Origin of the sequence: Mycobacterium celatum (assembly GCF_002101595.1) — a bacterium.
GTDB lineage: Bacteria > Actinomycetota > Actinomycetes > Mycobacteriales > Mycobacteriaceae > Mycobacterium > Mycobacterium celatum.
Map to the genome: position 1 here is coordinate 62842 of NZ_LQOM01000031.1, position 23885 is coordinate 86726.

At 68.4% G+C, this 23885-nt stretch carries 28 protein-coding genes and 1 riboswitch; of the genes, 14 read left to right on the forward strand and 14 right to left on the reverse strand.

Features of this window, described 5'->3' with window-relative positions:
* Positions 1 to 5 precede the first annotated feature (5 nt).
* Positions 6 to 2246, reverse strand: a complete 2241-nt coding sequence (locus AWB95_RS13695) for a helicase-associated domain-containing protein (RefSeq protein WP_085168320.1) — start codon at positions 2244 to 2246, stop codon at positions 6 to 8.
* Positions 2247 to 2355: 109 nt separating this feature from the next.
* On the opposite strand from AWB95_RS13695, the gene AWB95_RS13700 reads away from it, so the two are divergent.
* The 4 genes from AWB95_RS13700 to AWB95_RS13715 are packed head-to-tail and all read left to right on the forward strand — an operon-like array spanning position 2356 to position 3940.
* A complete protein-coding gene (locus AWB95_RS13700) occupies positions 2356 to 2556 on the forward strand; it encodes a hypothetical protein (RefSeq protein WP_062540702.1) in 201 nt (66 codons plus the stop codon).
* A complete protein-coding gene (moaC, locus tag AWB95_RS13705) occupies positions 2557 to 3039 on the forward strand; it encodes a cyclic pyranopterin monophosphate synthase MoaC (RefSeq protein ID WP_084707192.1) in 483 nt (160 codons plus the stop codon).
* A complete protein-coding gene (locus tag AWB95_RS13710; RefSeq protein ID WP_062540700.1) occupies positions 3039 to 3515 on the forward strand; it encodes a MogA/MoaB family molybdenum cofactor biosynthesis protein in 477 nt (158 codons plus the stop codon). The genes moaC and AWB95_RS13710 overlap by 1 nt, the downstream gene beginning before the upstream one ends.
* On the forward strand, positions 3515 to 3940 hold the full coding sequence (locus AWB95_RS13715) for a molybdenum cofactor biosynthesis protein MoaE (RefSeq protein WP_062540699.1): 426 nt from the start codon (positions 3515 to 3517) through the stop codon (positions 3938 to 3940). The genes AWB95_RS13710 and AWB95_RS13715 overlap by 1 nt, the downstream gene beginning before the upstream one ends.
* Positions 3941 to 3943: 3 nt before the next feature.
* Here AWB95_RS13715 and AWB95_RS13720 read toward each other — a convergent pair whose 3' ends face one another.
* The 4 genes from AWB95_RS13720 to AWB95_RS13735 all read right to left on the reverse strand — a co-directional run bounded on the left by AWB95_RS13720 (position 3944) and on the right by AWB95_RS13735 (position 7151).
* Positions 3944 to 4963: a transglycosylase family protein gene (locus tag AWB95_RS13720; RefSeq protein WP_085168321.1), complete on the reverse strand. Its 1020-nt coding sequence runs from the start codon at positions 4961 to 4963 to the stop codon at positions 3944 to 3946.
* Positions 4964 to 4972: 9 nt separating this feature from the next.
* Positions 4973 to 5154, reverse strand: a riboswitch (cyclic di-AMP (ydaO/yuaA leader).
* Positions 5155 to 5391: 237 nt separating this feature from the next.
* Entirely contained in the window at positions 5392 to 5670 is a 279-nt protein-coding gene (locus AWB95_RS13725; protein ID WP_062541792.1) for a MoaD/ThiS family protein, read from the reverse strand.
* A 3-nt stretch (positions 5671 to 5673) separates the two neighbouring features.
* Entirely contained in the window at positions 5674 to 6750 is a 1077-nt protein-coding gene (gene moaA / locus AWB95_RS13730; protein WP_085168322.1) for a GTP 3',8-cyclase MoaA, read from the reverse strand.
* Positions 6747 to 7151 (reverse strand): YccF domain-containing protein, encoded by a 405-nt coding sequence (locus AWB95_RS13735; protein WP_062538893.1) that lies wholly within the window; start codon positions 7149 to 7151, stop codon positions 6747 to 6749. The genes moaA and AWB95_RS13735 overlap by 4 nt, the downstream gene beginning before the upstream one ends.
* Positions 7152 to 7353: 202 nt before the next feature.
* On the opposite strand from AWB95_RS13735, the gene AWB95_RS13740 reads away from it, so the two are divergent.
* From AWB95_RS13740 to AWB95_RS13750, 3 genes are all read left to right on the forward strand, one after another.
* Entirely contained in the window at positions 7354 to 7761 is a 408-nt protein-coding gene (locus AWB95_RS13740) for a cold-shock protein (protein WP_062538892.1), read from the forward strand.
* 105 nt (positions 7762 to 7866) lie between these two features.
* Positions 7867 to 9804 (forward strand): acyl-CoA dehydrogenase family protein, encoded by a 1938-nt coding sequence (locus AWB95_RS13745; RefSeq protein WP_062538891.1) that lies wholly within the window; start codon positions 7867 to 7869, stop codon positions 9802 to 9804.
* Positions 9801 to 10802, forward strand: coding sequence for a glutathione S-transferase family protein (locus AWB95_RS13750; protein WP_062538890.1), 1002 nt, complete (start codon positions 9801 to 9803; stop codon positions 10800 to 10802). Before AWB95_RS13745 ends, AWB95_RS13750 begins: the two co-directional genes overlap by 4 nt.
* A gap of 61 nt (positions 10803 to 10863) precedes the next feature.
* Here AWB95_RS13750 and AWB95_RS13755 read toward each other — a convergent pair whose 3' ends face one another.
* From AWB95_RS13755 to AWB95_RS13765, 3 genes are all read right to left on the reverse strand, one after another.
* Complete coding sequence (locus tag AWB95_RS13755; protein ID WP_062538889.1) at positions 10864 to 11730, reverse strand: DUF559 domain-containing protein; 867 nt, start codon at positions 11728 to 11730, stop codon at positions 10864 to 10866.
* Positions 11731 to 11826: 96 nt separating this feature from the next.
* Entirely contained in the window at positions 11827 to 12309 is a 483-nt protein-coding gene (locus AWB95_RS13760) for a DUF2771 domain-containing protein (RefSeq protein WP_085168323.1), read from the reverse strand.
* Complete coding sequence (locus AWB95_RS13765) at positions 12306 to 13844, reverse strand: MFS transporter (RefSeq protein WP_062538888.1); 1539 nt, start codon at positions 13842 to 13844, stop codon at positions 12306 to 12308. Before AWB95_RS13765 ends, AWB95_RS13760 begins: the two co-directional genes overlap by 4 nt.
* Positions 13845 to 13974: 130 nt before the next feature.
* Here AWB95_RS13765 and AWB95_RS13770 point away from each other — a divergent pair, with 130 nt between their 5' ends.
* A complete protein-coding gene (locus AWB95_RS13770) occupies positions 13975 to 14751 on the forward strand; it encodes a DUF3027 domain-containing protein (protein ID WP_062538887.1) in 777 nt (258 codons plus the stop codon).
* Here the strand turns inward: AWB95_RS13770 and AWB95_RS13775 are convergent.
* Positions 14748 to 15203, reverse strand: a complete 456-nt coding sequence (locus tag AWB95_RS13775; protein WP_062538886.1) for an SRPBCC family protein — start codon at positions 15201 to 15203, stop codon at positions 14748 to 14750. The genes AWB95_RS13770 and AWB95_RS13775 overlap by 4 nt on opposite strands.
* A 13-nt stretch (positions 15204 to 15216) precedes the next feature.
* Positions 15217 to 15489, reverse strand: coding sequence for a DUF2530 domain-containing protein (locus AWB95_RS13780; protein ID WP_062538896.1), 273 nt, complete (start codon positions 15487 to 15489; stop codon positions 15217 to 15219).
* Between the two features lie 78 nt (positions 15490 to 15567).
* Here AWB95_RS13780 and AWB95_RS13785 point away from each other — a divergent pair, with 78 nt between their 5' ends.
* Genes AWB95_RS13785 through AWB95_RS13795 form a run of 3 tightly spaced genes read left to right on the forward strand, consistent with a single transcriptional unit; the run spans position 15568 to position 17086 of the window.
* Positions 15568 to 15999 carry an Rv0880 family HTH-type transcriptional regulator gene (locus AWB95_RS13785; RefSeq protein ID WP_062538885.1) on the forward strand — a complete coding sequence of 144 codons (432 nt, stop codon included), beginning with the start codon at positions 15568 to 15570 and terminating at the stop codon, positions 15997 to 15999.
* Positions 15996 to 16811 (forward strand): TrmH family RNA methyltransferase, encoded by an 816-nt coding sequence (locus AWB95_RS13790; protein ID WP_062538884.1) that lies wholly within the window; start codon positions 15996 to 15998, stop codon positions 16809 to 16811. The genes AWB95_RS13785 and AWB95_RS13790 overlap by 4 nt, the downstream gene beginning before the upstream one ends.
* Positions 16808 to 17086: a DUF2537 domain-containing protein gene (locus AWB95_RS13795; RefSeq protein ID WP_062538883.1), complete on the forward strand. Its 279-nt coding sequence runs from the start codon at positions 16808 to 16810 to the stop codon at positions 17084 to 17086. The genes AWB95_RS13790 and AWB95_RS13795 overlap by 4 nt, the downstream gene beginning before the upstream one ends.
* Here the strand turns inward: AWB95_RS13795 and sepH are convergent.
* Together sepH and serC are read right to left on the reverse strand one after the other, a co-directional pair.
* Complete coding sequence (gene sepH, locus AWB95_RS13800) at positions 17083 to 17850, reverse strand: septation protein SepH (protein WP_062538882.1); 768 nt, start codon at positions 17848 to 17850, stop codon at positions 17083 to 17085. The two genes, AWB95_RS13795 and sepH, sit on opposite strands and share 4 nt — an antisense overlap.
* A gap of 77 nt (positions 17851 to 17927) precedes the next feature.
* Positions 17928 to 19046 carry a phosphoserine transaminase gene (gene serC, locus AWB95_RS13805; RefSeq protein WP_062538881.1) on the reverse strand — a complete coding sequence of 373 codons (1119 nt, stop codon included), beginning with the start codon at positions 19044 to 19046 and terminating at the stop codon, positions 17928 to 17930.
* Positions 19047 to 19204: 158 nt separating this feature from the next.
* Between serC and AWB95_RS13810 the strand changes: the two genes are divergently transcribed.
* Genes AWB95_RS13810 through AWB95_RS13820 form a run of 3 tightly spaced genes read left to right on the forward strand, consistent with a single transcriptional unit; the run spans position 19205 to position 22213 of the window.
* Positions 19205 to 20221 (forward strand): AurF N-oxygenase family protein, encoded by a 1017-nt coding sequence (locus tag AWB95_RS13810; protein ID WP_062538880.1) that lies wholly within the window; start codon positions 19205 to 19207, stop codon positions 20219 to 20221.
* Positions 20222 to 20229: 8 nt separating this feature from the next.
* Positions 20230 to 21918 (forward strand): FAD-dependent oxidoreductase, encoded by a 1689-nt coding sequence (locus AWB95_RS13815; protein WP_062538879.1) that lies wholly within the window; start codon positions 20230 to 20232, stop codon positions 21916 to 21918.
* Between the two features lie 31 nt (positions 21919 to 21949).
* Positions 21950 to 22213 (forward strand): hypothetical protein, encoded by a 264-nt coding sequence (locus tag AWB95_RS13820; RefSeq protein WP_139818499.1) that lies wholly within the window; start codon positions 21950 to 21952, stop codon positions 22211 to 22213.
* On the opposite strand, the gene AWB95_RS13825 is transcribed toward AWB95_RS13820, so the two are convergent.
* The gene (locus AWB95_RS13825) at positions 22210 to 22665 is read right to left on the reverse strand and encodes a VOC family protein (RefSeq protein WP_062538895.1); all 456 of its coding nucleotides are present in this window, start codon (positions 22663 to 22665) and stop codon (positions 22210 to 22212) included. The genes AWB95_RS13820 and AWB95_RS13825 overlap by 4 nt on opposite strands.
* Positions 22666 to 22731: 66 nt before the next feature.
* Positions 22732 to 23862 carry a citrate synthase 2 gene (locus tag AWB95_RS13830; RefSeq protein WP_062538877.1) on the reverse strand — a complete coding sequence of 377 codons (1131 nt, stop codon included), beginning with the start codon at positions 23860 to 23862 and terminating at the stop codon, positions 22732 to 22734.
* Positions 23863 to 23885 lie beyond the last annotated feature (23 nt).

Sequence of the window (23885 nt, forward strand, 5' to 3'; positions counted from 1 at the left end):
CTCGATTATCCGGACTCGGCCGACACGGACGTGATGCGATGGATGGCGAAGTCGCGGGCCTGCCCGGACGTCGAATCGAAGGCCACCAACTGACCGCCCACCACGGCGATCGGCGACACCACCCGCTGGGTCGCCACCCCGGCGGCGTCAACGTAGCCGATCACCACGGTCTCGTCGCGCTGGGCGGCGCGCTGCAGCAGCGACATGGCGACCGCCGGGTCGACGCGAACGTGGGCGAACGGCGCGGCGCTCACCTTGCGCAGCATCTCGACGATCCCCGCCAGCGACTCGGCACTCGGGCGGGGGATCGGACGGGGCGTCCGGCGTTGCTGAGGTACGGGCACCCGCGCGCCGCGAGCCCGGATGTCGACGATGGTGCCGGTCGAGTCCTCGGCAGCCGGCGCGAACCCCGCGTCGCGCAACGTCGCGAGTACCTCTGCGATCGGTGCCTGGGAGATCGCCACCGTGGGCGCCAGGATTCGCAGTCCGAGCTGCTCGGCCGCGGCCACCGCCTGGGCCAGCAAGGCCGGGTCTTCGCAGCGGACGAACGAGGTGGCCATGCCGATCCGAAGTTGCCCGTGCCGACGGGCCACGTCGTCGATGAGGTAGGTAAGTGATTGCGGCACCGGCGTTTTGGAGTGCTTCTCAAACAGCGCCCGGATACCGTCAGCGGTTTTCCCGATGTCGAGTGCATGCCTGATCGAGGCTTCGCTGATTCGGTACACCATTGCCGCGCCGGCGGACTCGACGGTGGCGACCGCGGCGAGTTCCTCGGCCAGATGGCGTTCCAGCGGTCCCGGCACCACCACGGTCAGGTCGGCCTGTACCAGGAAGTGATCGATCGGTTCGGGCAGCGCCCGGTTCATCGCGTCGACGACGGAGTCGTCGTGGTTCAGCAGCGCGCGACCCGGTGTGCTGATCGCTCCACGGCCGACCAAACCGAGGGAGTGCGCCTCGTCGAGCAGGTCGGCGACCGGCCCGGGCTGCAGCCGCTTGCCCCACCTCGGCCTGCGCCACACCAGGGCGGCCGACGCCGACGTCTCGTCGACACCAGTGCCTGGAGGAAGTCCGGCCAGCAGCCCCAATAAGAGCCTGCGGTCAAGCGGCGCGGCCGTGGAATACACCGAATCCGACAGTGCACCATAGGGTTTGGCGTCCGGTCCACGGGTGCCGATCAGCCCCGGCCGCCGCGGCAGGTCCAGCCAGGTGCGGGCCAGCAAATGCCAGCGCTCGGCGGTGGACGCCTCGGCGTAGCGGTCGGCGGCCACCGTCGGCGCCCAGTACGGCCCCTCGCCGTCCTCCGGCAGTGGCTCGGGCATGCCGGCCGCGATCAGACCGGCCGCCGCTGCAAGTTCCAGGATCAGGCTCAGCCGGGCTTCGTCGATGCCGGTGATTTTGGCCAGCCGCTTGACTTCGCGGACCCCGAGTCCGCCGCTGCGCAGCTCGGGAACCGGTGCGGCGCTGAGGGTTTCCAGCAGCACGTCGAGTTCGCGCAACAGGTCGACGACCGCTCCGGCGGCGGCCGCGTCGGCATCCGCCGGCGTTGTGCTGGTGACGGCGGGATCGGGTGCGGTCAGCTGCGAAGGGCCGAGATCCTCGCCACGCAGCACGTGTCCGACCTGGCGCGGCAGGATCACCGTCTCGGCGTCGATCCGACGCAGCAGTCCCATGGCCAGTAGCCGCGGCACCGGGCGGTCGGGCGGGGCGCCCGGCGCGGCGTCGCGGGTGCGCCCCAGCGGTGAGCCGTCCGACAGCTTCTGCAGCACCATGAGCGCGTCGTCGTCGAGTTCGTCGAACAGCGTGACGAGCTGGTCGTGGGTGCGGGACTCGTCCTCGAGGATCGCTTGCCCGGGATACCAGGGCAGCCCCGCACCGGCATCGGCTGCCACCCTGACGTCGGTGTCACCCCACACCAGGGCGCGCTCCTTGAGGTCGTCGAGCGCGCCGAGGACGTCGCCGTCGGGCGCGCGGTCGCCGATCAGCGCGACCAGCTTGGCGACCGGTACCGGCGCGGCATCGGCGTGCAGCACCAGCAGGGCGTCGATGACCGCCAACCGCAGGAAGTCCAGCTCGTCGGTGGCGGCCCGGATCGACTGGCGAGCCTGGGCCCGGGCAGCCAGGGCCGCGATACTGCCGGGCGGCGGCTGGGCTAGATCCGGGCGCAGTTCCAGCAGGCGCACCAGCCGCTCGTCGGGCAGGTCGGCCAGCCAGGACCCCAGCGGGATGCTCGGGGGGTGTTCTGTCATTGCTGACCAGCGTAATTGACCGCCGAGTGGCCAGTTATGGCGCGGCGTTTAGGCGATCGCGTGCGTTAACTGGCCACTCGGCCGGTTACTTGATCGGCGACCTGTCAGAATGGACGTCGTGGCTGACAATGCTGACAAGAAGACCAGGTACGTCGACCCGGGCTGGCCGACCACCGACCCCGACGACCATGCGGTGAGCGAACTGGCGACCGATCGCACGGGTGCGCTGTCCCCGTTCGGCGACCTGGTGTTCCCGCTGCCGTCCGACGAACTGCCCTACGTCCACCCGGTCACCGTCGTCAACAGGTAGATGTCCGGCTCCCCGTCTTCTCGGCTTTCGCATATCGACGAGCGCGGAGCCGCGCACATGGTCGACGTCACCGACAAGGGAGCCACCAAGCGCACCGCCGTCGCCGCGGGCACGTTCCACACGTCGGCGCAGGTGGTGTCGCTGATCTCGGCGGGCGGCCTGCCCAAGGGCGACGCGCTGGCCACCGCGCGGATTGCGGGCATTCTGGCCGCCAAACGCACCAGCGACCTGGTTCCGCTCTGCCACCAGCTGGCGCTGACCGGCGTCGACGTCGACTTCACCGTCGGTGAGTCGACCGTCGACATCACCGCGACCGTGCGCAGCACCGACCGCACCGGAGTGGAGATGGAGGCGCTGACCGCCGTCAGCGTGGCCGGCCTGACGCTCTACGACATGGTCAAGGCGGTGGATCCGGCGGCCCGCATCGACGACATCCGGGTGCTGCGCAAGGACGGCGGCAAAACCGGGACCTGGACACGGTGATGGCCGGGCGGTCTGCGCGCGTCATCATCGCCTCGACCCGGGCGTCGGCCGGTGTGTACGAGGACAGGTGTGGCCCGATCATCGCGGAATGGCTTGAGCAGCACGGCTTTTCGCCGGTCAAGCCGGTGGTGGTGCCAGACGGCGACCCGGTCGGTCAGGCGCTGCGCGACGCGGTCGGTGACGGCGTCGACGTCGTCATCACCTCCGGCGGCACCGGCATCTCACCGAGCGACGACACCCCGGCCCAGACGTTGGCGGTGCTCGACTACGAGATCCCCGGCCTGGCCGACGCCATCCGCCGCTCGGGGCTGCCGAAGGTGCCGACGTCGGTGCTGTCCCGCGGTGTGTGCGGGGTGGCCGGCCGCACCCTGGTGGTCAACTTGCCGGGGTCGACGGGTGGTGTGCGCGACGGCCTCGGGGTGCTGGCCGACGTGCTCGACCACGCGCTGGATCAACTGGCCGGCGGGGACCACTGATGACCCAGGTGCTGCGGGCCGCGCTGACCGAGCAGCCGATTGTGCTGGCCGAGCACGAGGAGCTTGTGAGCCATGCGGCCGCCGGCGCGATCGTGGGGTTCGTCGGGATGATCCGCAACCACGACGGCGCCCGTGAGGTGCTGCGGCTGGAGTATTCCGCGCACCCGTCGGCCGAGCAGGTGATGGGCGAGGTGCTGGCCGAGGTCGCCGAGCAGTGCAGCGGGGTGCGGGCCATCGCGGCCAGTCACCGCGTGGGCGTGTTGCAGATCGGCGAGGCGGCGCTAGTGGCGGCGGTGGCCGCCGACCATCGTCGGGCAGCATTCGAGACCTGCGCGCATCTGGTGGACACCATCAAGGCGCGGCTACCGGTGTGGAAGCACCAGTTCTTCGCCGACGGAACCGACGAGTGGGTGGGCTCGGCCTGACTGTTACGGCGCCGGGTTGGTCGGCTGCTGGGCCAGCGCGGCCAATGCGTCGTTGCCGTTGATGCCCTGCGCCTGGATCGCCTGCCACAAGTCCTTGAGGTAGCCGGGGTCCATGTTCTGCGGCGCCGTGGCGGGCAGCCCGTTGGCGTTGGAGGGCAGGTTGGTCGCCTGGTCGAGAAGCGGCGCGAACTGCGACGGCACCTGCAGGTCGTGTGCGGCCGAACCGGCGGCGGCCGGATCGATCGGCAGCGCCGGCGCAGGGTCGCTCGGAGCCGGGGCCAGCGGTGCGTCGTTGACGAAGGTCCAGGTTCCCACCTCCCGGGCCTCGTGAACCCCCTCGGGAGCGTCGGCGGGTGGCGCCTCGTCGAGGGTGGCGGGTTCGGCCGGCGCCGGCTCGTCGGCGGGTGCCTCGTCGAACACGACCGGCTCAGCTGGCGGGGCGGGCTCGGCAACGGGCGCCGGCTCGTCGACCGGGGCGGGCGCGTTGAACACGACGGGCTCGGCCGGCTCGTCGGCGGGAACGGTCTCGTCGACGGCAGCCAGCTCGACCGCGGGGGCGTCCTCCGGCGCCGGGGCGTCGAGCGCGGCGGGCTCGGCCTCGGGAGCCGGGTTGTCCTCCGGCGGGTGCGCCGCGGCATCGGCGAGGACTGTGCGCGGCGTCGGGCCCGACAGGGCGTGACCGCATACCGGCCACGCGCCGCGGCCCTGGGTGGCCAGCACGCGCTCGGCGATCGCGATCTGCTGTTCCCGGGTGGCCATGTTGGCGGCCGGGGCGAACTCGCCGCCGCCGTGCGCGGCCCAGGTGCCGCGGTTGAACTGCAGGCCGCCCTGATACCCGTTGCCGGTGTTGATCGACCAGTTGCCGCCCGACTCGCAACGAGCGACCTGGTCCCATTCGCCGTCGGTGGCCGCCGATGCGTGGCCCGCGAGGGCGATACCGCCGCCGCCGATCACCGCCCCGGTAAAGGCGATCTTGGCAACGCTGACGCTGGATGTCGTGGGCTTACGATGCCGTCCACTCATACGCCGGTGATGTCCTCTCTGTATGCGCCTACGAGGTCAGCTGTCGGGTTCGGGCTGGATGCAACAAGAGAGGGCTGCCCGGCCACCGCGGTGGCTTCACCCCAAGGAGCCGCGGACGGCCCCGGTCCGATCACGGCGGACTGGTTGGGTCCCCCGCCTCCATCCACGGTTGTCGTCGGCCCCCGCCTGCTGGATGGAGCTCGGCGCTACAAGCGGGGAAGGCCCGCCGCTCAACAAGATTCGGCAAACCCGCGGAGAACGGTAGCGGGTGAGGGCGGTTGAGTCACGTCTGCGCGAACACAGCGTTTTGGGATGTGACGCCCGACAAAAACGCCAGGAAAGCGTTCGATTTGCACAGGTCAGAGCTCATCGCAACCGGGCCGTTGCCGGGCTGTGATCAATCCGTTATGTGACGCAAATCACGCGCATCAGCCGCCGGCGAAGGGCGGGAGCACGTCGATCGTCTGGCCTGCCTGCAGCACGGCGGACTCGTCGCGCACGGCAACGCCGTCGCACAGGTACGAGCATCGCTTCAGCACGGTCGCAAGCCGCTCGTTGTGTTCGGCGAGGGTGTCCACCAGCTCGGTAACCGTGGCGCCCGACCTAAGTGCGGCGGTCTCGGTCTCGGTGCCGGCCGCGGCCCGCGCCGCGGCGAAATAGCGGACGGTCACCTGAATCCCGGTGAGTTCGTCGGGCACCTGCGTCACGGGTCAGCCGCCGATCGCGCTCATCGGGCGGTCCGGCTGGATGAAGTCGGGGTCGTTGATGCCGTGCCCGGCCGGCTTGCCCCACATCGCGGCACGCCACGCCGCCTCGATCGCGTCATCGTCGGCGCCCGCGCGCAGCAGCCCACGCAGGTCGGTTTCCTCGGTGGCGAACAGGCAGCTGCGGATCTGGCCGTCGGCGGTCAGCCGGGTGCGGTCACAGTCCCCGCAGAACGGGTGCGACACCGAGGCGATGATCCCGACCTTGCCCGACGGTCCACCCGGGCCGGCGTCGACCAGCCACAGTTCGGCAGGCGCCGAGCCGCGTGGCGCGGGGTCGGGCCGCAGCCTGAAGTGCGGGCGCAGCGCGGCCAGCACGTCGTCGGCGCTCAGCGCGGCGCCCCGGCGCCATTGATGCCCGGCATCCAGCGGCATCTGTTCGATCACCCGCAACTGGTAACCGTGTTCGAGGCAGAACCGCAGCAGCTCGACGACGTCCTTGCGGCCAGTCACCGGATCGAGGACCGCGTTCACCTTGACCGGCTCGAAGCCGGCCGCCTTGGCCGCGGCCAGGCCGGCCAGTACGTCGGAAAGCCGGTCGCGACGGGTGATCGCCGCGAAGTGGTCGCGGTCGACGGTGTCGAGCGACACGTTGACCCGGTCCAGACCAGCCTGCGCGAGGGCGGCCGCCCGTCGCTCCAGGCCGAGGCCGTTGGTGGTCAGCGAGATCTCCGGGCGGGGCCGTAACGCCGCGGCCGCGGCCACCACCTCTTCGAGATGGCGCGCCAGCAGCGGCTCGCCGCCCGTGAAGCGCACGCTGGTGATGCCCAGCCTGGTCACGGCGATACGCAGCAGCCGGGTCAGTTCGTCGGCGCGCAGCAGGTCCTCGCTGGGTAGCCAGTCGAGCCCTTCGGCCGGCATGCAGTAGTTGCAGCGCAGGTTGCAGCGGTCGGTCAGCGACACCCGCAGGTCGGTCGCGGCCCGCCCGTAGGTGTCGACCAGCGGGCCGGTGGCGGGCGCGGGGCCGCTCGGGTTGTCTGCGGGGCGGCGCACCGTCGGCACGCCCAGTGCGATCACCGTCATGCCCGCACCGCTTCCGCTCGAGCCGGCGGACCGACGGGAACAATTTCTTTGCCCAGCGGCACAAGCGACACCGGGATCAACTTCAGATTGGCCAATGCGAGCGGGATACCGATGATCGTGGCCGCCATCGCGACCGCACTCACCAGATGCCCGATCGCGAGCCAGATGCCGAACAACAGCACCCAGATCACGTTGCCTATCAGCGCGCCGGTCCCGGCGCCCGGTTTTTCGACGATCGTGCGTCCGAACGGCCACAGCGTGTACGACGCGATGCGCAGTGCCGCGAAGCCGAAGGGAATGGTGATGATCAGCAGGAAGCAGACAAGCGCCGCCAACAGATAACCGACGGCCAACCAGAGGCCGCCGAAGATCAGCCAGATGACGTTCAGGATCAAGCGCATATCTTCCTCCAGCGGTACTCCCAGCGTACCCAGTGGCGATCGCAAGCGCGGCGGAGCCGGGCGCAGCGGGTCGCCACGACGATTACGCACGCATCAGGGGTGATTGTGCGGGCGGCATCCGAGTAGGATCACCGGTCATCGCGTCCTGCGCTGGCGGGACGCTTCGTCGTGTAGGGATCCATCAGACAAGCAGGTGAGACCAGTGCCGACCGGCAAGGTGAAGTGGTACGACCCGGAGAAGGGGTTCGGCTTCCTGTCACAGGAGGACGGCGAGGACGTCTATGTCCGCTCCTCGGCGTTGCCTGAGGGTGTCGAGGGCCTCAAGGCGGGCCAGCGCGTCGAGTTCGGCGTGGCCACAGGTCGCCGGGGACCGCAGGCGTTGAGCCTCAAGCTGATTGATCCGCCTCCGAGCCTGTCCCGTGCTCGCCGCGAAGGGCCCGCCGAACACAAGCACAGCCCTGACGAACTGCACGGCATGGTCGAGGACATGATCACGTTGCTGGAAAGCACCGTGCAGCCCGAACTGCGCAAGGGCCGCTACCCGGACCGCAAGACCGCCCGCCGGGTCTCTGAGGTGGTCAGAGCCGTCGCCCGCGAGCTTGATGGCTGACCGTTAGGCGTCCGCCATTCCGCGAAAGCGGGTGTAGAGAAGTGCGCCACGGGCAACACTAGTTACTGACGAGTAAACTAGTGGCGCAACACCAGGGAGTGTCCGATGGCGCAGCAAATACAGGTCACCGAGGAGCAGGCCAGGGCCGTAGCCGAGGAGTCGCGCGAAAGCGGTTGGGATAAACCGTCATTCGCCAAGGAACTCTTCCTGGGCCGCTTCCCGTTGGAGCTCATTCATCCGTTTCCCCGCCCGGCCGGCGAGGAGGCCGCCCGCACCGAGGCATTCCTGGCCAAGCTGCGCGACTTTCTGGGCACTGTCGACGGCGCCGTCATCGAGCGCGACGCCCAGATTCCCGACGAGTACGTCAAAGGCTTCGCCGACCTGGGCTGTTTCGGCATGAAGATCCCGTCCGAGTATGGGGGACTGGGCATGTCGCAGGTCGCCTACAACCGCGCGTTGATGATGGCCGCGTCCGTGCATCCGAGCATCGGTGCGCTGCTGTCGGCGCATCAGTCGATCGGGGTGCCCGAACCACTCAAGCTGGCCGGGACCGAGGAACAGAAGCGCAATTTCTTGCCGCGGTGTGCGGCCGGGGCGATCTCGGCGTTTCTGCTCACGGAGCCGGATGTCGGTTCCGACCCGGCACGGCTGGCGTCGACGGCAATCCCGGTCGAAGACGGAGCAGCCTACGAACTCGACGGGGTGAAGTTGTGGACCACCAACGGCGTCGTCGCCGATCTGCTGGTGGTGATGGCCCGCGTGCCCAAGAGCGAGGGCCATCGCGGCGGCATCAGCGCGTTCGTGGTCGAGGCGGATTCGCCCGGCATCACCGTCGAGCGGCGCAACAAGTTCATGGGGTTGCGCGGCATCGAAAACGGCGTCACCCGGTTGCATAAGGTCCGGGTTCCGCGCGAAAACCTGATCGGGCGGGAAGGCGATGGACTGAAGATCGCCCTGACAACGCTGAACGCCGGGCGATTGTCCATCCCGGCGATGGCGACCGGCGCCGCCAAGTGGTCGCTGAAGATCGCGCGGGAGTGGTCGTGCGAGCGGGTGCAGTGGGGCAAGCCGGTCGGCGAGCACGCCGCGGTGGCCGACAAGATCGCGTTCATCGCCGCGACCACGTACGCGCTGGAGGCAGTGCTGGAACTGTCCGGCCAGATGGCCGACGAAGGGCGCAACGACATCAGGATCGAGGCGGCCCTGGCCAAATTATGGTCCAGTGAAATGGCCTGCGTGATCGCCGACGAGCTGGTGCAGATCCGCGGCGGCCGCGGCTACGAGAGCGCCGAGTCACTGGCTGCTCGTGGTGAGCGTGCCGTGCCCGTGGAGCAGATCGTGCGCGATCTTCGGATCAACCGAATCTTCGAAGGATCCAGCGAGATCATGCGGCTGCTGATCGCCCGGGAGGCCGTCGACGCGCACCTGACCGCCGCCGGCGATCTGGCCAACCCCAAGGCCGACATGCGGCAGAAGGCCAAGGCTGCCGCCGGGGCGAGCGGGTTCTACGCAAAATGGTTGCCGCAGCTGGTTTTCGGCGAAGGGCAGCTGCCGACCACCTACCGCGACTTCGGCAGGCTGGCAACGCATATGCGCTTTGTCGAGCGCTCGTCACGCAAGCTGGCCCGCAACACGTTCTACGGGATGGCGCGCTGGCAGGCCGCGCTTGAGCAGAAGCAGGGATTCCTGGGTCGAGTCGTGGACATCGGTGCCGAGCTGTTCGCTATGGCGGCCGCGTGCGTTCGTGCTGAGGCGCAGCGGGTTTCGAATCAGGCCGAAGGTGAGCAGGCATACGAGTTGGCCGACGCGTTCTGCCAGCAGTCCACCCTGCGGGTCGAGGCGTTGTTCCACGCGTTGTGGTCCAACACCGATGCCACCGACATGCAGCTGGCCCGAAACGTGTTGGGCGGACGCTACACCTGGCTGGAGGAGGGGGTCCTCGACCAGTCCGAGGGCACCGGGCCGTGGATCGCGCACTGGGAGCCGGGCCCGTCGACCGAGGAGAATCTGGCTCGGCGGTTCCTGACCGTATCGCAACCATGAGTGCTGCTTACGTTGCCGACTCCGGCGAGTTCACCCGCGACACCAACTACATTGCGACCCGCATCACCGCCGACGGGCGGGATGGCTACCCGGTCGAGCCGGGCCGCTACCGGCTGATCGTCGCCCGGGCGTGCCCGTGGGCAAATCGCGCGATCATTGTGCGGCGGCTGCTGGGGCTGGAAAAGGTTATCTCCATTGGGTTTTGCGGGCCCACCCACGACGAGCGCAGTTGGACGTTCGACCTGGATCCCGGTGGCGTCGACCCGGTGCTCAAGATTCCGCGGCTGCAAGACGCTTACTTCAAACGGTTTCCCGACTACCCGAAGGGCATCACCGTCCCGGCGATCGTCGACGTGCCGACCGGCGCGGTGGTCACCAACGATTTCGCGCAGATCACCTTGGACTTCTCGACCGAATGGGCGGCCTATCACCGTGACGGCGCCCCGCAGTTGTACCCGGAGCCGCTGCGCGCCGAGATCGACGAAGTGGCGCAACGGATTTACACCGAGATCAACAACGGGGTGTACCGGTGCGGGTTCGCTGGCTCACAGCAGGCCTACGACGCGGCCTACGACCGGCTGTTGACCGCGTTGGACTGGGTGAGCGATCGACTGGCACGACAGCGATACCTGGTGGGCGACACCATCACCGAGGCCGACGTGCGGCTGTTCACCACGCTGGCCCGCTTCGACCCGGTCTATCACGGGCATTTCAAATGCAATCGGTCCAAGCTGTCCGAGATGCCGGTGCTGTGGGCGTATGCGCGCGACCTGTTCCAGACGCCGGGTTTCGGCGACACTGTCGACTTCGTCCAGATCAAGCAGCACTACTACATGGTGCACACCGACATCAATCCCACCCGCATCGTCCCGAAGGGGCCTGACCTGACCAACTGGCTCACCCCGCACGGCCGGGAAGATCTGGGCGGCAGGCCATTTGGCGACGGCACTCCGCCCGGGCCGCCGCTCGAGGGCGAAGAGGTGCCCGCTCAATTTTGAACGCCGAGCGTCGACATGTTGTGCTGAAAATGTTTCCTTCAACAACTCGACGTTCGATGGATCAAATACGACATCCGGCCGCGCGTAGCGCCCAGCATATCCGCGCGATAACGACTTCCGGACGGTGACGCAGCAGATCGGCGCTCACCCGGATGATCGTCCACCCGCGGAGCTCGAGTTCGGCGAGTCGATCGATGTCACGCGTCCGCTGCGCGGGATCGGTCCAGTGGTGTGCGCCATCGAATTCGACGCCGACCTTCCATTCCTCCCAACCCATGTCGATCCTGGCGAGGACGGCGCCCCAATCGTTTCGCACCTCTATCTGGGTCTGCGGCCGCGGCAATCCGCTTGCCATGATCACCAACCGAGTCTTCGTCTCGTAGGGTGATTCGGCGCCGCCGTCGACCATCGGTAAGACCCGGCGCAATTGGACAAGCCCGCGGGCGCCGCGATGGCGCTCCGCCAACAGCTCGATGTCGGCTGCCTTTACGCCGGTCGCATGCGCGAGTGCGTCGAGCCGAATCAACGCCGTGGTCAAGCCTTTTCGCCGCCCCAAGTCAAATGCTGTACGTGCCGGTGATGTCATTTGGACACCGTCGCGCAGACAGATTTCGTCGTCCCACAGCGCGTCGCTGTGTAAGACGATTCCTGGGGTCTTGTCGCGACTTCGTCGGTTGAGCTCGGCGGGCAGCCATGGGTCGATCCACGCGGTGCGGTACAGAGCGGCAGCGGAAAGTCCCGCCACCGTCGCCGTCCGCCCTGACCACAGCCAAGCTGCGATCGCGCGGGTTACCGCGGTGAGCGGTTGCCCGCGTGGGACGTATACGTTTCGGTGGACGCATTCGAACTCGGTGCGCAGCCGGTGCGGTGTGACGAGTCCGGCGGCCAGTGCTTCGGTACCTCTAAAGGGCCAGTCCAGGATTCTCATGCGGACACGATGCCGATGGCCACCGACACGTGCGGCCGAGCGTCGACTTGTTGTGCACGATGACGCTGATTCCGCCCAACAACTCGACGTTCGGCGCTAGAAAATCATTCGCACCGACCACTCGGCGTGCGGGGCGTCATGCAGCTCGCCGGCGGGGTCGACGACCAGGGTCATCAGCTGCACGACGATTCCGGTCAACCGCCCCCGCTGCGGGTCGATGGTGGGGATGGTGACCGCCAGCCGGGTGCCCGGCCGGAAGACGGTTGCCGTGGCGCCGTGCTCATACCACCGCTGCAGCCGCCACGGCGCCCGGCCGACCGCCGTCGGCACCGAAAGCTGCACGGGGTCACGGGAATTCACCGGCAGCTCGCCCTGTGTGTGCGGGGCCTGACAATCGGTGAGGTCGAGCACGTCGCAATACAGGTAGGGCCCAACCCGGGTCAGGTGGCGATGCGAATACGCGCTGATTTCGGGCAGGGCGGGGCCATGCCCGCGCGCAAGAAGCCACGCGCCGACCCCGCCGGCCGCCGACGCTGCAACCACCATGACCGCGAGCAGCACGACGACGGGACGCTTCACTGCGGCGTCACCATCGCCCGGGCACCCTCCGCCTCGACCATGACCGGCCGGTTGCCGCCGAAGCCGGGGATCAACGAGTCGCCGCGGAAGCTGACGATCGTCTGCGCCAGGCCCGGGATGAGCAGCGCGCTCACGGCGGTGAACCCGATCCACAGCTCGGTGTACACCAGCACGCCCAGCGCGCCGCCGAGCACCCACGCCAATTGCAGCGTCGATTCCGAACGGCCGAACGCCGACGCCCGGGACTCCTCCGGCAGGTCGTCCTGCAACGAGGCGTCCAGTGCGGCCTTGGCGATCGCGCTGGCGCCCGACGTGATCAAGGTGGCGACGGCGGCAACCACCAGGGTGCCGGCCACCGCCCCGGCCAGCGCGGCGACGGTGACCGCGACGGTGCAGCGCACCACCAGCACGGCTGGCCTGCCCAGTTGCAGTCGCGCGCTGGCGAAGTTGCCCACGAAGTTGCCCACCGCTGCCGCCGCGCCGATCAGCCCCAGCATGCCCAGCTGCACCCATCCGCTCGCGTCGTGCGCCTTGGCGACGAACGCCGGATACAAGAACAGGAACCCTACCATGACCTTGATCGTGCAATTACCCCACAGCGAGGTAATGATGTTGCGGCCCAAGGGTTGCCGAAGCGCGTCGCTGTGGCGGCGATAGCTCAGCGTGGTAGGGACCTCACCCGCGGTAACCTCGACCCAGCGCGGAATACGCATCGACAGCCACGCGCCGGCCAGCGTGGCCGCGACGATCACGAACAGCGCGCCCGGCAGCTCGAACAGATGGGTGCAGACGTATTCGACGCCGCTGGCGACGGCGCCGCCGGCGATGGTGCCGCCCAGCAGACCGAACATGGTCAGCCGCGAGTTGACTCGCACCAGGTCGATCGTCGGCGGCATCACCCGCGGGGTCACTGCGCTGCGCAATACGGAAAAGGATTTCGACAGCACCATCATGGCCAGCGCGCACGGGTAGAGCACCCACGACGGGAAGCTGCCGGTCACCCCGTCGTAGTCGGCGATCAGCACCAGGGCCAGCGCGGTGCGCAGCACGAACGAGAGCGCCAGCGCGACGCGCCGGCCGTGCTGCAGCCGGTCCAGCGCGGGACCGATCAGCGGCGCGATCACCGCGAACGGCGCGATGGTGATCAGCAGGTACAGCGCCACCCGGTCCTTGCTTTCGCCGGTGGCCGCCGCGAAAAACAGCGTGTTGGCCAACGCCACGGCCATCGCGGCGTCGACTGCCGAATTCGCCACCACCGGCCAGGTCAGCGCGGTGAGCCCAGACTTGTCGGCGCCGTCTGCCGTCGCGGCCCGATGCACCAACCCGTACATGCGCGAACCCATTTCGCGGCTGCGTTGCGCGGCCGCACGGGTGACGGTGATGCGTTCGGTGCCGCGCGCGGCGGGCGGCGGCTCGCGGCGTGGGCCGGGTTCAGCTTCACGGTGCAGCGGCGGCAGGTAGCGGTTGGCGCTGGGCATGGAAGCACGTGGCGACCGTCGGCGGTAGCCCGGCTCGTCGGCCGGATAGTTGGCCATGCCGGGGTGCTGGGTGGGTCGATCACGCCGCCGTCCGGACACGCATCAATTCTCACCCATCGTCGGTAATCGAGCGCGCAGGCGACCGGTGTGGCTGGCCACCCGGCCGCTACGGCAGTATTGAAGGCGTATGGAAACAGCGGACAGCGTGACCACGGCCGAGTGGGCGGAAGGCCTGGCGCCGATCCTCACCGGTGCCGTCGAGCAGGCGCGCGCCGCCGTCGCGGAATTCAGCGGCGCCGACACGGTGGGCGACTACCTCGGTGTCGGTTATGAGGATCCGACCGCCGCCACCCACCGGTTCCTGGCCCATCTGCCGGGTTACCAGGGATGGCAGTGGGCCGTCGTGGTGGCCGCCTACCCGGGCGCTGATCACGCGACCGTCAGCGAGGTGGTGCTGGTTCCGGGGCCGACGGCGCTGCTGGCGCCGGAATGGGTGCCGTGGGACCAACGGGTCCGGCCCGGCGACCTGAGCCCGGGCGACCTACTGGCGCCGCCACCGGACGATCCGCGCCTGGTGCCCGGCTACCTGGCAAGCGGTGATCCGCAGGTCGACGACGTCGCCGTCGAACTCGGGCTCGGGCGGCGCCGGGTGATGAGCTCCTGGGGCCGCGCCCAGGCCGCCCAGCGGTGGCACGACGGCGACTATGGTCCCGGCTCGTCGATGGCGCGGTCGACCAAACGGGTGTGCCGCGACTGCGGTTTCTACCTGCCGCTGTCCGGCTCGCTGGGCGTGATGTTCGGGGTGTGCGGCAACGAGATGTCGGCCGACGGACATGTCGTCGACTCCGAATACGGCTGCGGCGCACATTCGGACACCCCGGCCCCGGCGGGCAGCGGTTCGCCGATGTATGACCCCTACGACGACGGGGTGCTCGACCTGGTCGAGAAACCCGAGGACGGCTAGCTGTTTTCGGCGGCGGCTTTGATCTTGGCCAGTGAGGTGTTCATGCCGTCGACCAGTTCCCGCTCGAAGCTGTCCACGCCGCCCAACAGCGCGTTCACCGTCATCGTCGAGATGGGTTTGACGCCGTTCTCGGCGTGCCGGCTTTCGATTAGCCGGGTGCCCTCCGGGATCGGCTGCAGCTCGTAGCTCCAGATGGTGCCGTTGGCGTTGACCTTGAACGCCAGTTTCTGCTCGGGAATGACCTCGGTGAGCGTGCATGTTGTCGGCCAGAACAGAAAGTTGCGGCGGTTCAGGTTGAGCGTGCGGGTGCCTTGCCGCACCGGACCGAGCGGCTTCATCCACCGGCACTGTGGGCTCCACTGCGGCATCCGGCGGACATCGGACACCAACTCCCACACCTTGGCGACCGGGGCGTTGATGTCGACCTGTGCTTGCAGTAGCGGCGCTGCCATTGACCGTTCCCTCCTACTTGGTGGTCCGCAAGTGTCCGAGACCGGTTTGCGCACCGCGTGCGCCGCGCCGGACGGCGTCGCGCTGCCACAGGAAGATACCGGTACCCAGCAGCCCGACGCCCAGCCCGGCCAGCGTCACCGGCCGCCAACCGTCCAGGCCCGGCACGAGGAAGGCGGCCACCGTCGCGCCCAGCCAGGCCAGCGCGCCGACTCCGACGACCGGCCACACCTCCAGCAGCGCGGGCGGAAGCATCGGCGGGTTGGGTGTGGTGGCGGGCTCGGACATCGAGATCACGCTAACCGATGACCGGTGACTCGGTGGTTCGGTGTTGACGCTGCGAGGTTGTGTCGTAACCTTCGCGCTGTGACCGACGGCGATACGCGGCTGGCCAGCGACCTGTCGCTGGCGGTCATGCGATTGTCGCGGCAGCTGCGTTTTCGGCGGCCGCAGTCGCCGGTTTCGTTGTCGCAGCTGTCGGCGCTGTCGACGTTGGCCAAAGAAGGACCGATGACGCCCGGCGCGCTGGCCATCCGGGAGCGGGTACGCCCGCCGTCGATGACCCGGGTGATCGCGTCGTTGGCCGAACTAGGTTTCGTGGACCGGGTTGCCCATCCCGACGACGGGCGCCAAGTCCTGGTCTCGGTTTCCAAGGCCGGCACCGAGTTGCTGGAGGCCGAACGCCGGGCCAGCCAGGAGTGGCTGGCGCAGCGGCTGGCGGGTCTGGGTCGCGCCGACCGCGAAACCCTGCGCGACGCAGCCGATCTGATGCTGGCCATCGTCGACGAAACCCCGTGAGCGCTGTCTGCGACGTCAGCGATCCCGACGATCCGCGGCTGGACAACTTCCGCGATCTGAACAGCGTCGATCGCCGCCCGGATCTGCCGACCGGCAAGGGGCTGGTGATCGCCGAGGGCGTGCTCGTGGTGCAGCGCATGCTGGCGTCGCGGTTCACGCCGCTGGCGTTGTTGGGCACCGACCGCAGGCTCGCCGAACTGCGGGCCGACCTGGCGGGCTGCGACGCACCGTATTACCGGGTCTCCGCCGACGTGATGGCCCGGGTGGTCGGGTTTCACCTCAACCGCGGCGTGCTGGCCGCGGCGCGCCGGGTCCCCGAACCGAGTGTGGCCGACGTGCTCGACGGCGCCCGCACGGTCGCGGTGCTCGAAGGCGTCAACGACCACGAGAACCTGGGGTCGATCTTCCGCAACGCCGCCGGTCTCGGTGTCGATGCGGTGGTGTTCGGCAGCGGCTGCGCCGATCCGCTCTACCGGCGTGCGGTGCGGGTGTCGATGGGCCACGCGCTGCTGGTGCCATATGCCCGTGCGACAAACTGGCCTGGCGACTTGAAGTTGTTGCGAGACAGCGGTTTTCGCCTGATAGCGATGACGCCCAGCCACGATGCCATGGCGCTGTCGGCGGCGATGTCGACGGTGGGCGACGAGCCGGTGGCGGTTTTGGTGGGCGCCGAAGGTCCGGGCCTGAGCCGTGCCGCGATGCGGGCGAGCGACATGCGGGTGCGTATCCCGATGTCGCGTGGCACCGACTCGCTCAACGTCGCCACCGCCGCGGCGCTGGCGTTCTACGAGCGCGTTAGGCTCAGCTCGTGACCGACGAATCCACGCCCTGGGCAACGGGTTTGACCGTGGCCGCGTTTGTCGCCGCGGTCACTGCCGTCGCGATCGTGGTGCTCAGTCTGGGCCTGGAGCGCGTGCACCCGTTGCTGGCCGTGGGACTCAATGTGGTTGCGGCCGGGGGATTGGCGCCGACGTTGTGGGGGTGGCGGCACACGCCGGTGTTGCGCTGGTTCGTGCTGGGTGCGGGCGTGGGCGTGACGGGCGCGTGGCTGGCGCTGCTCACGCTGGCGATGGTCGGCGTCGGCTAGCGCTGCCCGCCGGAGCGGACGCCGAGCAGCACGTCCTCCCACGCCGGCACGGGCGGCTTGCGGCGACGAGCACGCGTCGGCTCGTGCTGCGGTTCGGGTGCGGTTTCTTCCACGGGCGAGGGCTCGGGTTCGTCGAAGTCCAGCTGGGCCACCGGGGCCAGCGGCCGCAGCGGACGATCGAAGTCGGGGTCGATCAGCTCGCTGGCTGCGTCGTCGACGGCGGTGACCGTGCCGCCGTGCGCGCCCGGGACGAAGCGGAAATGCGCGACGTTATCCGAGCGACCGGCCTTCCAGCCCAGCTGCACCGTCCAGCGTCCGTCCTCGTTGCGCCAGGCGTCCCACGTGGTGTTGTCGGGGTTCAGGCCGCGAGCAACCAGCGCGGTGGTGACCGTCTCCAGCAGCGTAAGCACCGCGGGCCCGTCCGCGAGCACCGGATGCGCGGCCGTTGCCAGCTCCGCAGCGCGGGATCGCTCCAGCAGCACCGGGTGGGCGAATCGCTGGACGCGTTCGATATCCACCCCGGCCGCTTCGGCGACCTGTTCGACGGACGCGCCGGCGCGGATGCGGGCCTGAATGTCTTTGGGACGCAGCATGCTGGGGACCTCGTAGTCGATCTGGGTTTGTGCCACCCGTGCGCCGTCGCCGCGTACCGCGGCGCGCAGCCGGTCGTCGGCCCGCAGCTTGAACTTCTCGGCCGGGTCGTCACTTTCGCAGATGATGTGTTTGCCATCGACGTCGAGACCGACGACCTTGAGTTCCCGCATCGCGACCTCCTCGGGGCCTGTCAGATGCGCACTCTAATGCAGCGAACAGCCTTAACGGCGCTGACACGCCGCCCAGCTCAGAGGCGTTCGACCACCCAGTCGACGCACTCGGTGAGCGCGCTGACGTCGTCGGGCTCCACCGCGGGGAACATCGCGACGCGCAACTGGTTGCGACCGAGTTTGCGGTACGGCTCGGTGTCGACGATCCCGTTGGCGCGCAAAATCGCGGCAACAGCCCCAGCGTCTACGGCATCGCTGAAGTCGATGGTGCCCACGACCTGGGAGCGCAGCCGCGGCTCGGCAACAAAGGGAGTGGTGTAGGGCCGCTCCTGCGCCCACCGGTACAGCCGCTGCGACGAGTCCGCGGTGCGCTTGACCGCCCAGTCCAGCCCGCCGTTGCTCAGCAGCCAGTCGATCTGCTCGGCCAGCAGCACGAGCGTGCCGATCGCCGGGGTGTTGTAGGTCTGGTTCTTGCAGCTGTTCTCCACCGCGATCGGCAGCGACAGAAAGTCGGGCACCCAGCGGCCGGACCCGGCGATGGCCTCGATGCGCGCCAGCGCCGCCGGGCTCAGGATCGCCAGCCACAGGCCGCCGTCGCTGGCGAAGTTCTTCTGCGGCGCGAAGTAGTAGGCGTCGGTCTCGGTGATGTCGACCGGCAGCCCGCCGGCGCCGGAGGTTGCGTCGATGACGACCAGCGCGTCGCCGGAGTCGGCGGGACGCTGCACCGGGACCGCCACCCCGGTCGAGGTCTCGTTGTGCGCCCACGCGATGACGTCGACGGACGGGTCGCTCTGCGGCTCGGGGGCGCTGCCCGGCTCGGCTTTGACGACGATCGGTTCGTCGACGAACGGGTTCTTGGTGACCGCGCTGGCGAATTTCGAGCTGAACTCGCCGTAGGACAGGTGCAGCGACCGCTTGTCGATCAGCCCGAACGCCGCAGCGTCCCAGAACGCCGTCGCACCGCCGTTGCCCAGGATGACCTCGTAGCCGTCGGGCACCGAGAAGAAGTCGCGCAATCCGGTGCGCACCCGGCCGACCAGGTCTTTGACCGGCGCTTGCCGATGGGACGTGCCGAACAGCCCGGCGGCGCTGGTCGCGAGGGTCTGCAGCTGTTCGGGCCGAACTTTGGACGGCCCCGATCCGAAGCGGCCGTCGCGGGGTTTGATGCCGTCGGGGATCGTGAGCGTCTCAGCCATGGTGACCAGGCTAGTGATCCCGGTAGTGTGACCTAAACCACATCAAGGGCGTCGATCCCGGCTGCGCCACAGTTCTCGCATTGGGTATGGAAAGTTGCCGATACCTGCGGTACTGTGTACATAACACGTCCAAATGTAAACCTCATCGGGAGGCTTCAATGGCTCGGACGAAAATCGTGCAGCGCTGGCGCCGCAACATGGAAGTACAAGACGACACAGAGTACGTCCAGATGTTGCAGACGCTGTCCGAGGGGTCTGTGCGGCGCAACTTCAACCCGTACACGGACATCGATTGGAAGGCGCCCGAGTTCGCGGTCACCGAGAACGACCCGCGCTGGAAGCTGCCGGCCACCGACCCGCTGGGCCGTCACCCTTGGTACAAGGCGCAGCCTGAAGAGCGCCAGATCAAGATCGGCATGTGGCGCCAGGCGAACGTGGCCAAGGTCGGCCTGCACTTCGAATCGATCCTGATTCGCGGCCTGATGGAATACGCGTTCTGGGTGCCCAACGGCTCACCGGAGTACCGCTACTGCCTGCACGAGGCGGTCGAAGAGTGCAACCACACGATGATGTTCCAGGAGATGGTGAACCACATCGGCGCCGACGTGCCCGGCATGCCGCGGCTGCTGAAGTGGGTCCAACCGCTGATCCCATTGGTTGCCGGGCCGCTGCCGATTCCGTTCTGGTTCGGCATCCTCGCCGGTGAGGAGCCCATCGACCACACGCAGAAGAACATCCTGCGTGAGGGCAAGGAATTGCACCCGATCATGGAACGGGTGATGGCCATCCACGTGGCCGAGGAAGCCCGCCACATCTCGTTCGCCCACGAGTACCTGCGCAAGCGAGTGCCGCACCTGCCGCGCCGCAAGCGGTTCTGGCTGTCGCTGTACGTGCCGCTCACCATGCGGATCCTCTGCTCGGCAATCGTGGTGCCGCCCAAGGCTTTCTGGCGTGAGTTCGACATCCCGCGCGAGGTGCGCAAGGACGTGTTCTTCCGTTCGCCGGAGTCGCGCCAAATGCTGCGCGACATGTTCGGCGACGTGCGGATGCTCTGCCACGACACCGGCCTGATGAATCCCGTTGCCAAGCTCATGTGGCGGATCTGCAAGATCAACGGCAAGCCGTCGCGGTACCGCAGCGAGCCGCAGCGCCAGCATCTGTCCGCGGTCGCCTAGAGGGGTCCATGCCGCACGTCATCACCCAGTCGTGCTGTAACGACGGGTCCTGTGTTTTCGCTTGTCCGGTGAACTGCATTCACCCCACACCGGACGAGCCCGGGTTCGCCACCTCCGAGATGCTCTACATCGACCCGGATGCGTGTGTGGATTGCGGCGCGTGTGTGAGTGCGTGCCCGGTCGGCGCTATCGCGCCCGACACCCGGTTGGACGCAAAGCATTTGCCGTTCGTCGAGATCAACGCGTCGTTCTATCCGGAGCGGCCGGCCGACGTCAAGCTGCCGCCGACCTCGAAGCTGGCGCCGGTGATTCCGGCCGCGGAGGTGCGCCAGGACGGGCACCCGCTGACGGTTGCGATCGTCGGCTCCGGGCCCGCGGCGATGTATGCCGCCGACGAGTTGCTCATCCAGCCCCGGGTGCGGGTCAACATGTTCGAAAAGCTGCCGACGCCTTACGGATTGGTGCGTGCGGGCGTGGCGCCCGACCACCAGAGCACCAAGCGGGTCACCAGGCTGTTCGACAAGATTGCCGCTCGGCGGGGTTTCCAGTTCTTTCTCAACGTCGAGGTCGGCAAGCATCTGAGTCACGCCGATCTGCTGGCGCACCATCACGCCGTGGTGTATGCCAGCGGCGCACCCAACGACCGGCGGCTCGACATCGAGGGAATGGGCGTGCCCGGTACGGCCACCGCTACCGAGGTGGTCGCGTGGTACAACGGTCACCCCGAATTCGATGATCTGCCAATAGATCTCGGCCACGAGCGGGTCGTGATCATCGGCAACGGCAACGTCGCGCTCGATGTGGCCCGGGTGCTCACCGCCGACCCCGATGAGCTGGCCCGCACCGACATCTCCGATCACGCGCTGGAAGTGCTGCGCGGGTCGCGGGTCCAGGAGGTGGTGATCGCCGCCCGGCGCGGTCCGGCGCACTCGGCGTTCACGCTGCCCGAGCTGATCGGACTGACCACCGCCGCCGACGTGGTGCTCGACGCCGAAGACCACGAGCTGGTGCGGCGCGACCTGGCCACCGCCACCGATACGCTGACCCGGCAGAAGCTGGAAATCCTCAGCAAACTCGGGCAGGCCTCGGTTCCGGCGCGACGGCCGCGCATCCGGCTGGCCTTCCAGCTGACACCGGCCCGTGTCCTCGGCCAGGATCGCGTCACCGGGATCGAGTTTGCCGTCACCGGGACCGGCCACGTGCGCCGGCTCGACGCCGGCTTGGTGCTGACTTCAATCGGCTACCGCGGCAAGCGCATTGCCGATCTGCCGTTCGACGACAGCGCCGGAGTGGTACCTAACGACGGCGGCCGCGTCGTCGACCCCGACACCGGCCAGCCGGTGACGGGCGCGTACGTCGCGGGGTGGATCAAGCGGGGTCCGACGGGATTCATCGGCACCAACAAGTCCTGCTCGCTGCAAACCGTGCAGGCATTGGTCGCCGACTTCAACAAGGGCTTGCTGTCGGACCCCGTGGCCGGACCGCGTGCGCTGGCCAGGTTGGTGCACGCCCGTCAGCCCGACGTCGTCGACGCTGCCGGATGGCATGCCATCGATGCCGCCGAGAAGGCACGAGGCAGCGCCGACGAACGGCCCCGCGACAAGTTCACCTCGGTCGCCGAGATGCTCGCGGTGGCGGCGAGTGCGCCCCCGGTACCGCTGCATCGGCGATTCCTGGCTGCGGTGCGGGGACGATAACCGTAACTCGTTGTGTGCCATGCTGTCCGGCATGGCCAATTACCCGCCGTATCCGCAAAACACACCACCGCCGCAGCAAGAGACTCAGTCCGAGCCGATCGTAAAGCTACGCGGCAGACGGATTTCCACGTTCTGGATCTGTCTATCCATCCTGGCCGCCGGTCTCTTCATCGGGTTGATGGCGAAGCATCCAGACCCGAACAAACCACCGGTGCGGCATTTCGTCGACTCACTCGACGGCCACGGGGTCTGCTGGTCAACTGAGGCTGGCATCTCCTGTTATCCGACGCGCTAGCCGGACTGCTGGCCCATCGCCGCGGCGATCTCGTCCATGCTGACCTCGCGCACCGGCTGACCCAGCGACCAGCGCTGACCGAACGGATCCTCGACCGCGCCGTAGCGGTCGCCCCAGAACTGGTCCTCCAATGGCATGACCACGGTGGCGCCTGCGTCGAGCGCACGCTGGAACTTGGCGTCGACATCGGTCACCGTCAGGTGGATGGTGACGGGCGTCCCGCCGAGTGACTTCGGGGTCATCGACTTGCCGCCGCTCATTTCCGGGAAGTCGTCGGCGAGCATCACCACAAAGCCGTTGATGCGGAGTGCGGCGTGGACCAGTTTGCCGTCGGGGCGGGGCAGGCGTCCGAGCTCGACGGCGTCAAACGCCTTGGTGTAGAAGTCAATTGCGGCAGCGGCATCGTCGACGACGAGGTGCGGGGACAGTGCGGGTTCGACGGCGATCGCCATGGTGGCCTCCTGGGGGTCGTAGGTGCGATACCCGTTATAGACCACCCGGGCGACAAGAACTCATCGTCAGCCGGTGCGAACTTGGTCCCACCCCTCGACTGATTCCGGGCTGCGCGGCTCGGGGCCGACGTAGATGGCCGACGGGCGCACCAACTTGCCCAGCTTCTTCTGCTCGAGAATGTGCGCGCACCAGCCGGCGGTGCGACCGCAGGTGAACATCGCCGGCATCATCTTGGCGGGCACCCGCGCGAAGTCCAGGATCACCGCGGCCCAGAACTCGACGTTGGTCTCGATGGCGCGATCCGGGCGTCGCTCCCGAAGTTCGGTCAGCGCAGCCTGCTCCAGAGCCTGAGCCACCTCATAGCGCGGCGCCCCCAGCCGCTGGGCCGTCGCCCGCAGCACCCGCGCCCGCGGGTCCTCGGCGCGATAGACGCGGTGCCCGAAGCCCATCAGCTTCTCGCCCCGGTCCAGGATGCCCTTGACCAGACCGCGCGCGTCGCCGGTGCGCTCGACCTCTTCGAGCATCGGCAGCACCCGCGCGGGCGCACCACCGTGCAGTGGGCCGCTCATGGCCCCGATCGCCCCGGACAATGCCGCCGCCACGTCGGCGCCGGTCGACGCGATCACCCGCGCGGTGAACGTCGAGGCGTTCATCCCGTGCTCGGCGGCCGAAACCCAGTACGCGTCAACGGCCTCGATGTGGCGTGGATCCGGTTCACCCTGCCAGCGGGTCATGAAACGCGCTGTGACAGTGGGACATTCGTCGATGATCCGCTGGGGCACCGCCGGCTGGTAGATGCCGCGGGCGGACTGGGCAACGTAGGAGAGCGCCATCACCGACGCCCGGGCCAGTTGCTCGCGGGCGGTGGAATCGTCGATGTCGAGCAGCGGCGCATAACCCCAGATCGGCGCCAGCATCGCCAGACCCGCCTGCACGTCGACCCGCACGTCGCCGCTGTGGATCGGCAGCGGGAACGGCTCGGCCGGCGGCAGCCCATGGCCGAACTTGCCGTCGACCAGCAAAGCCCACGCGTCGCCGAAAGTGACCCGCCGGCTCACCAAATCTTCAATGTCCACCCCGCGGTAGCGCAGCGCGCCGCCGTCCTTGTCCGGCTCGGCAATCTCGGTGGTGAAGGCCACCACTCCGTCGAGGCCGGAGACGAAATTCTCCGGGATATTGTCCGGGATCACAGTCATAGGTGGATTCTCGCACGCCGGTC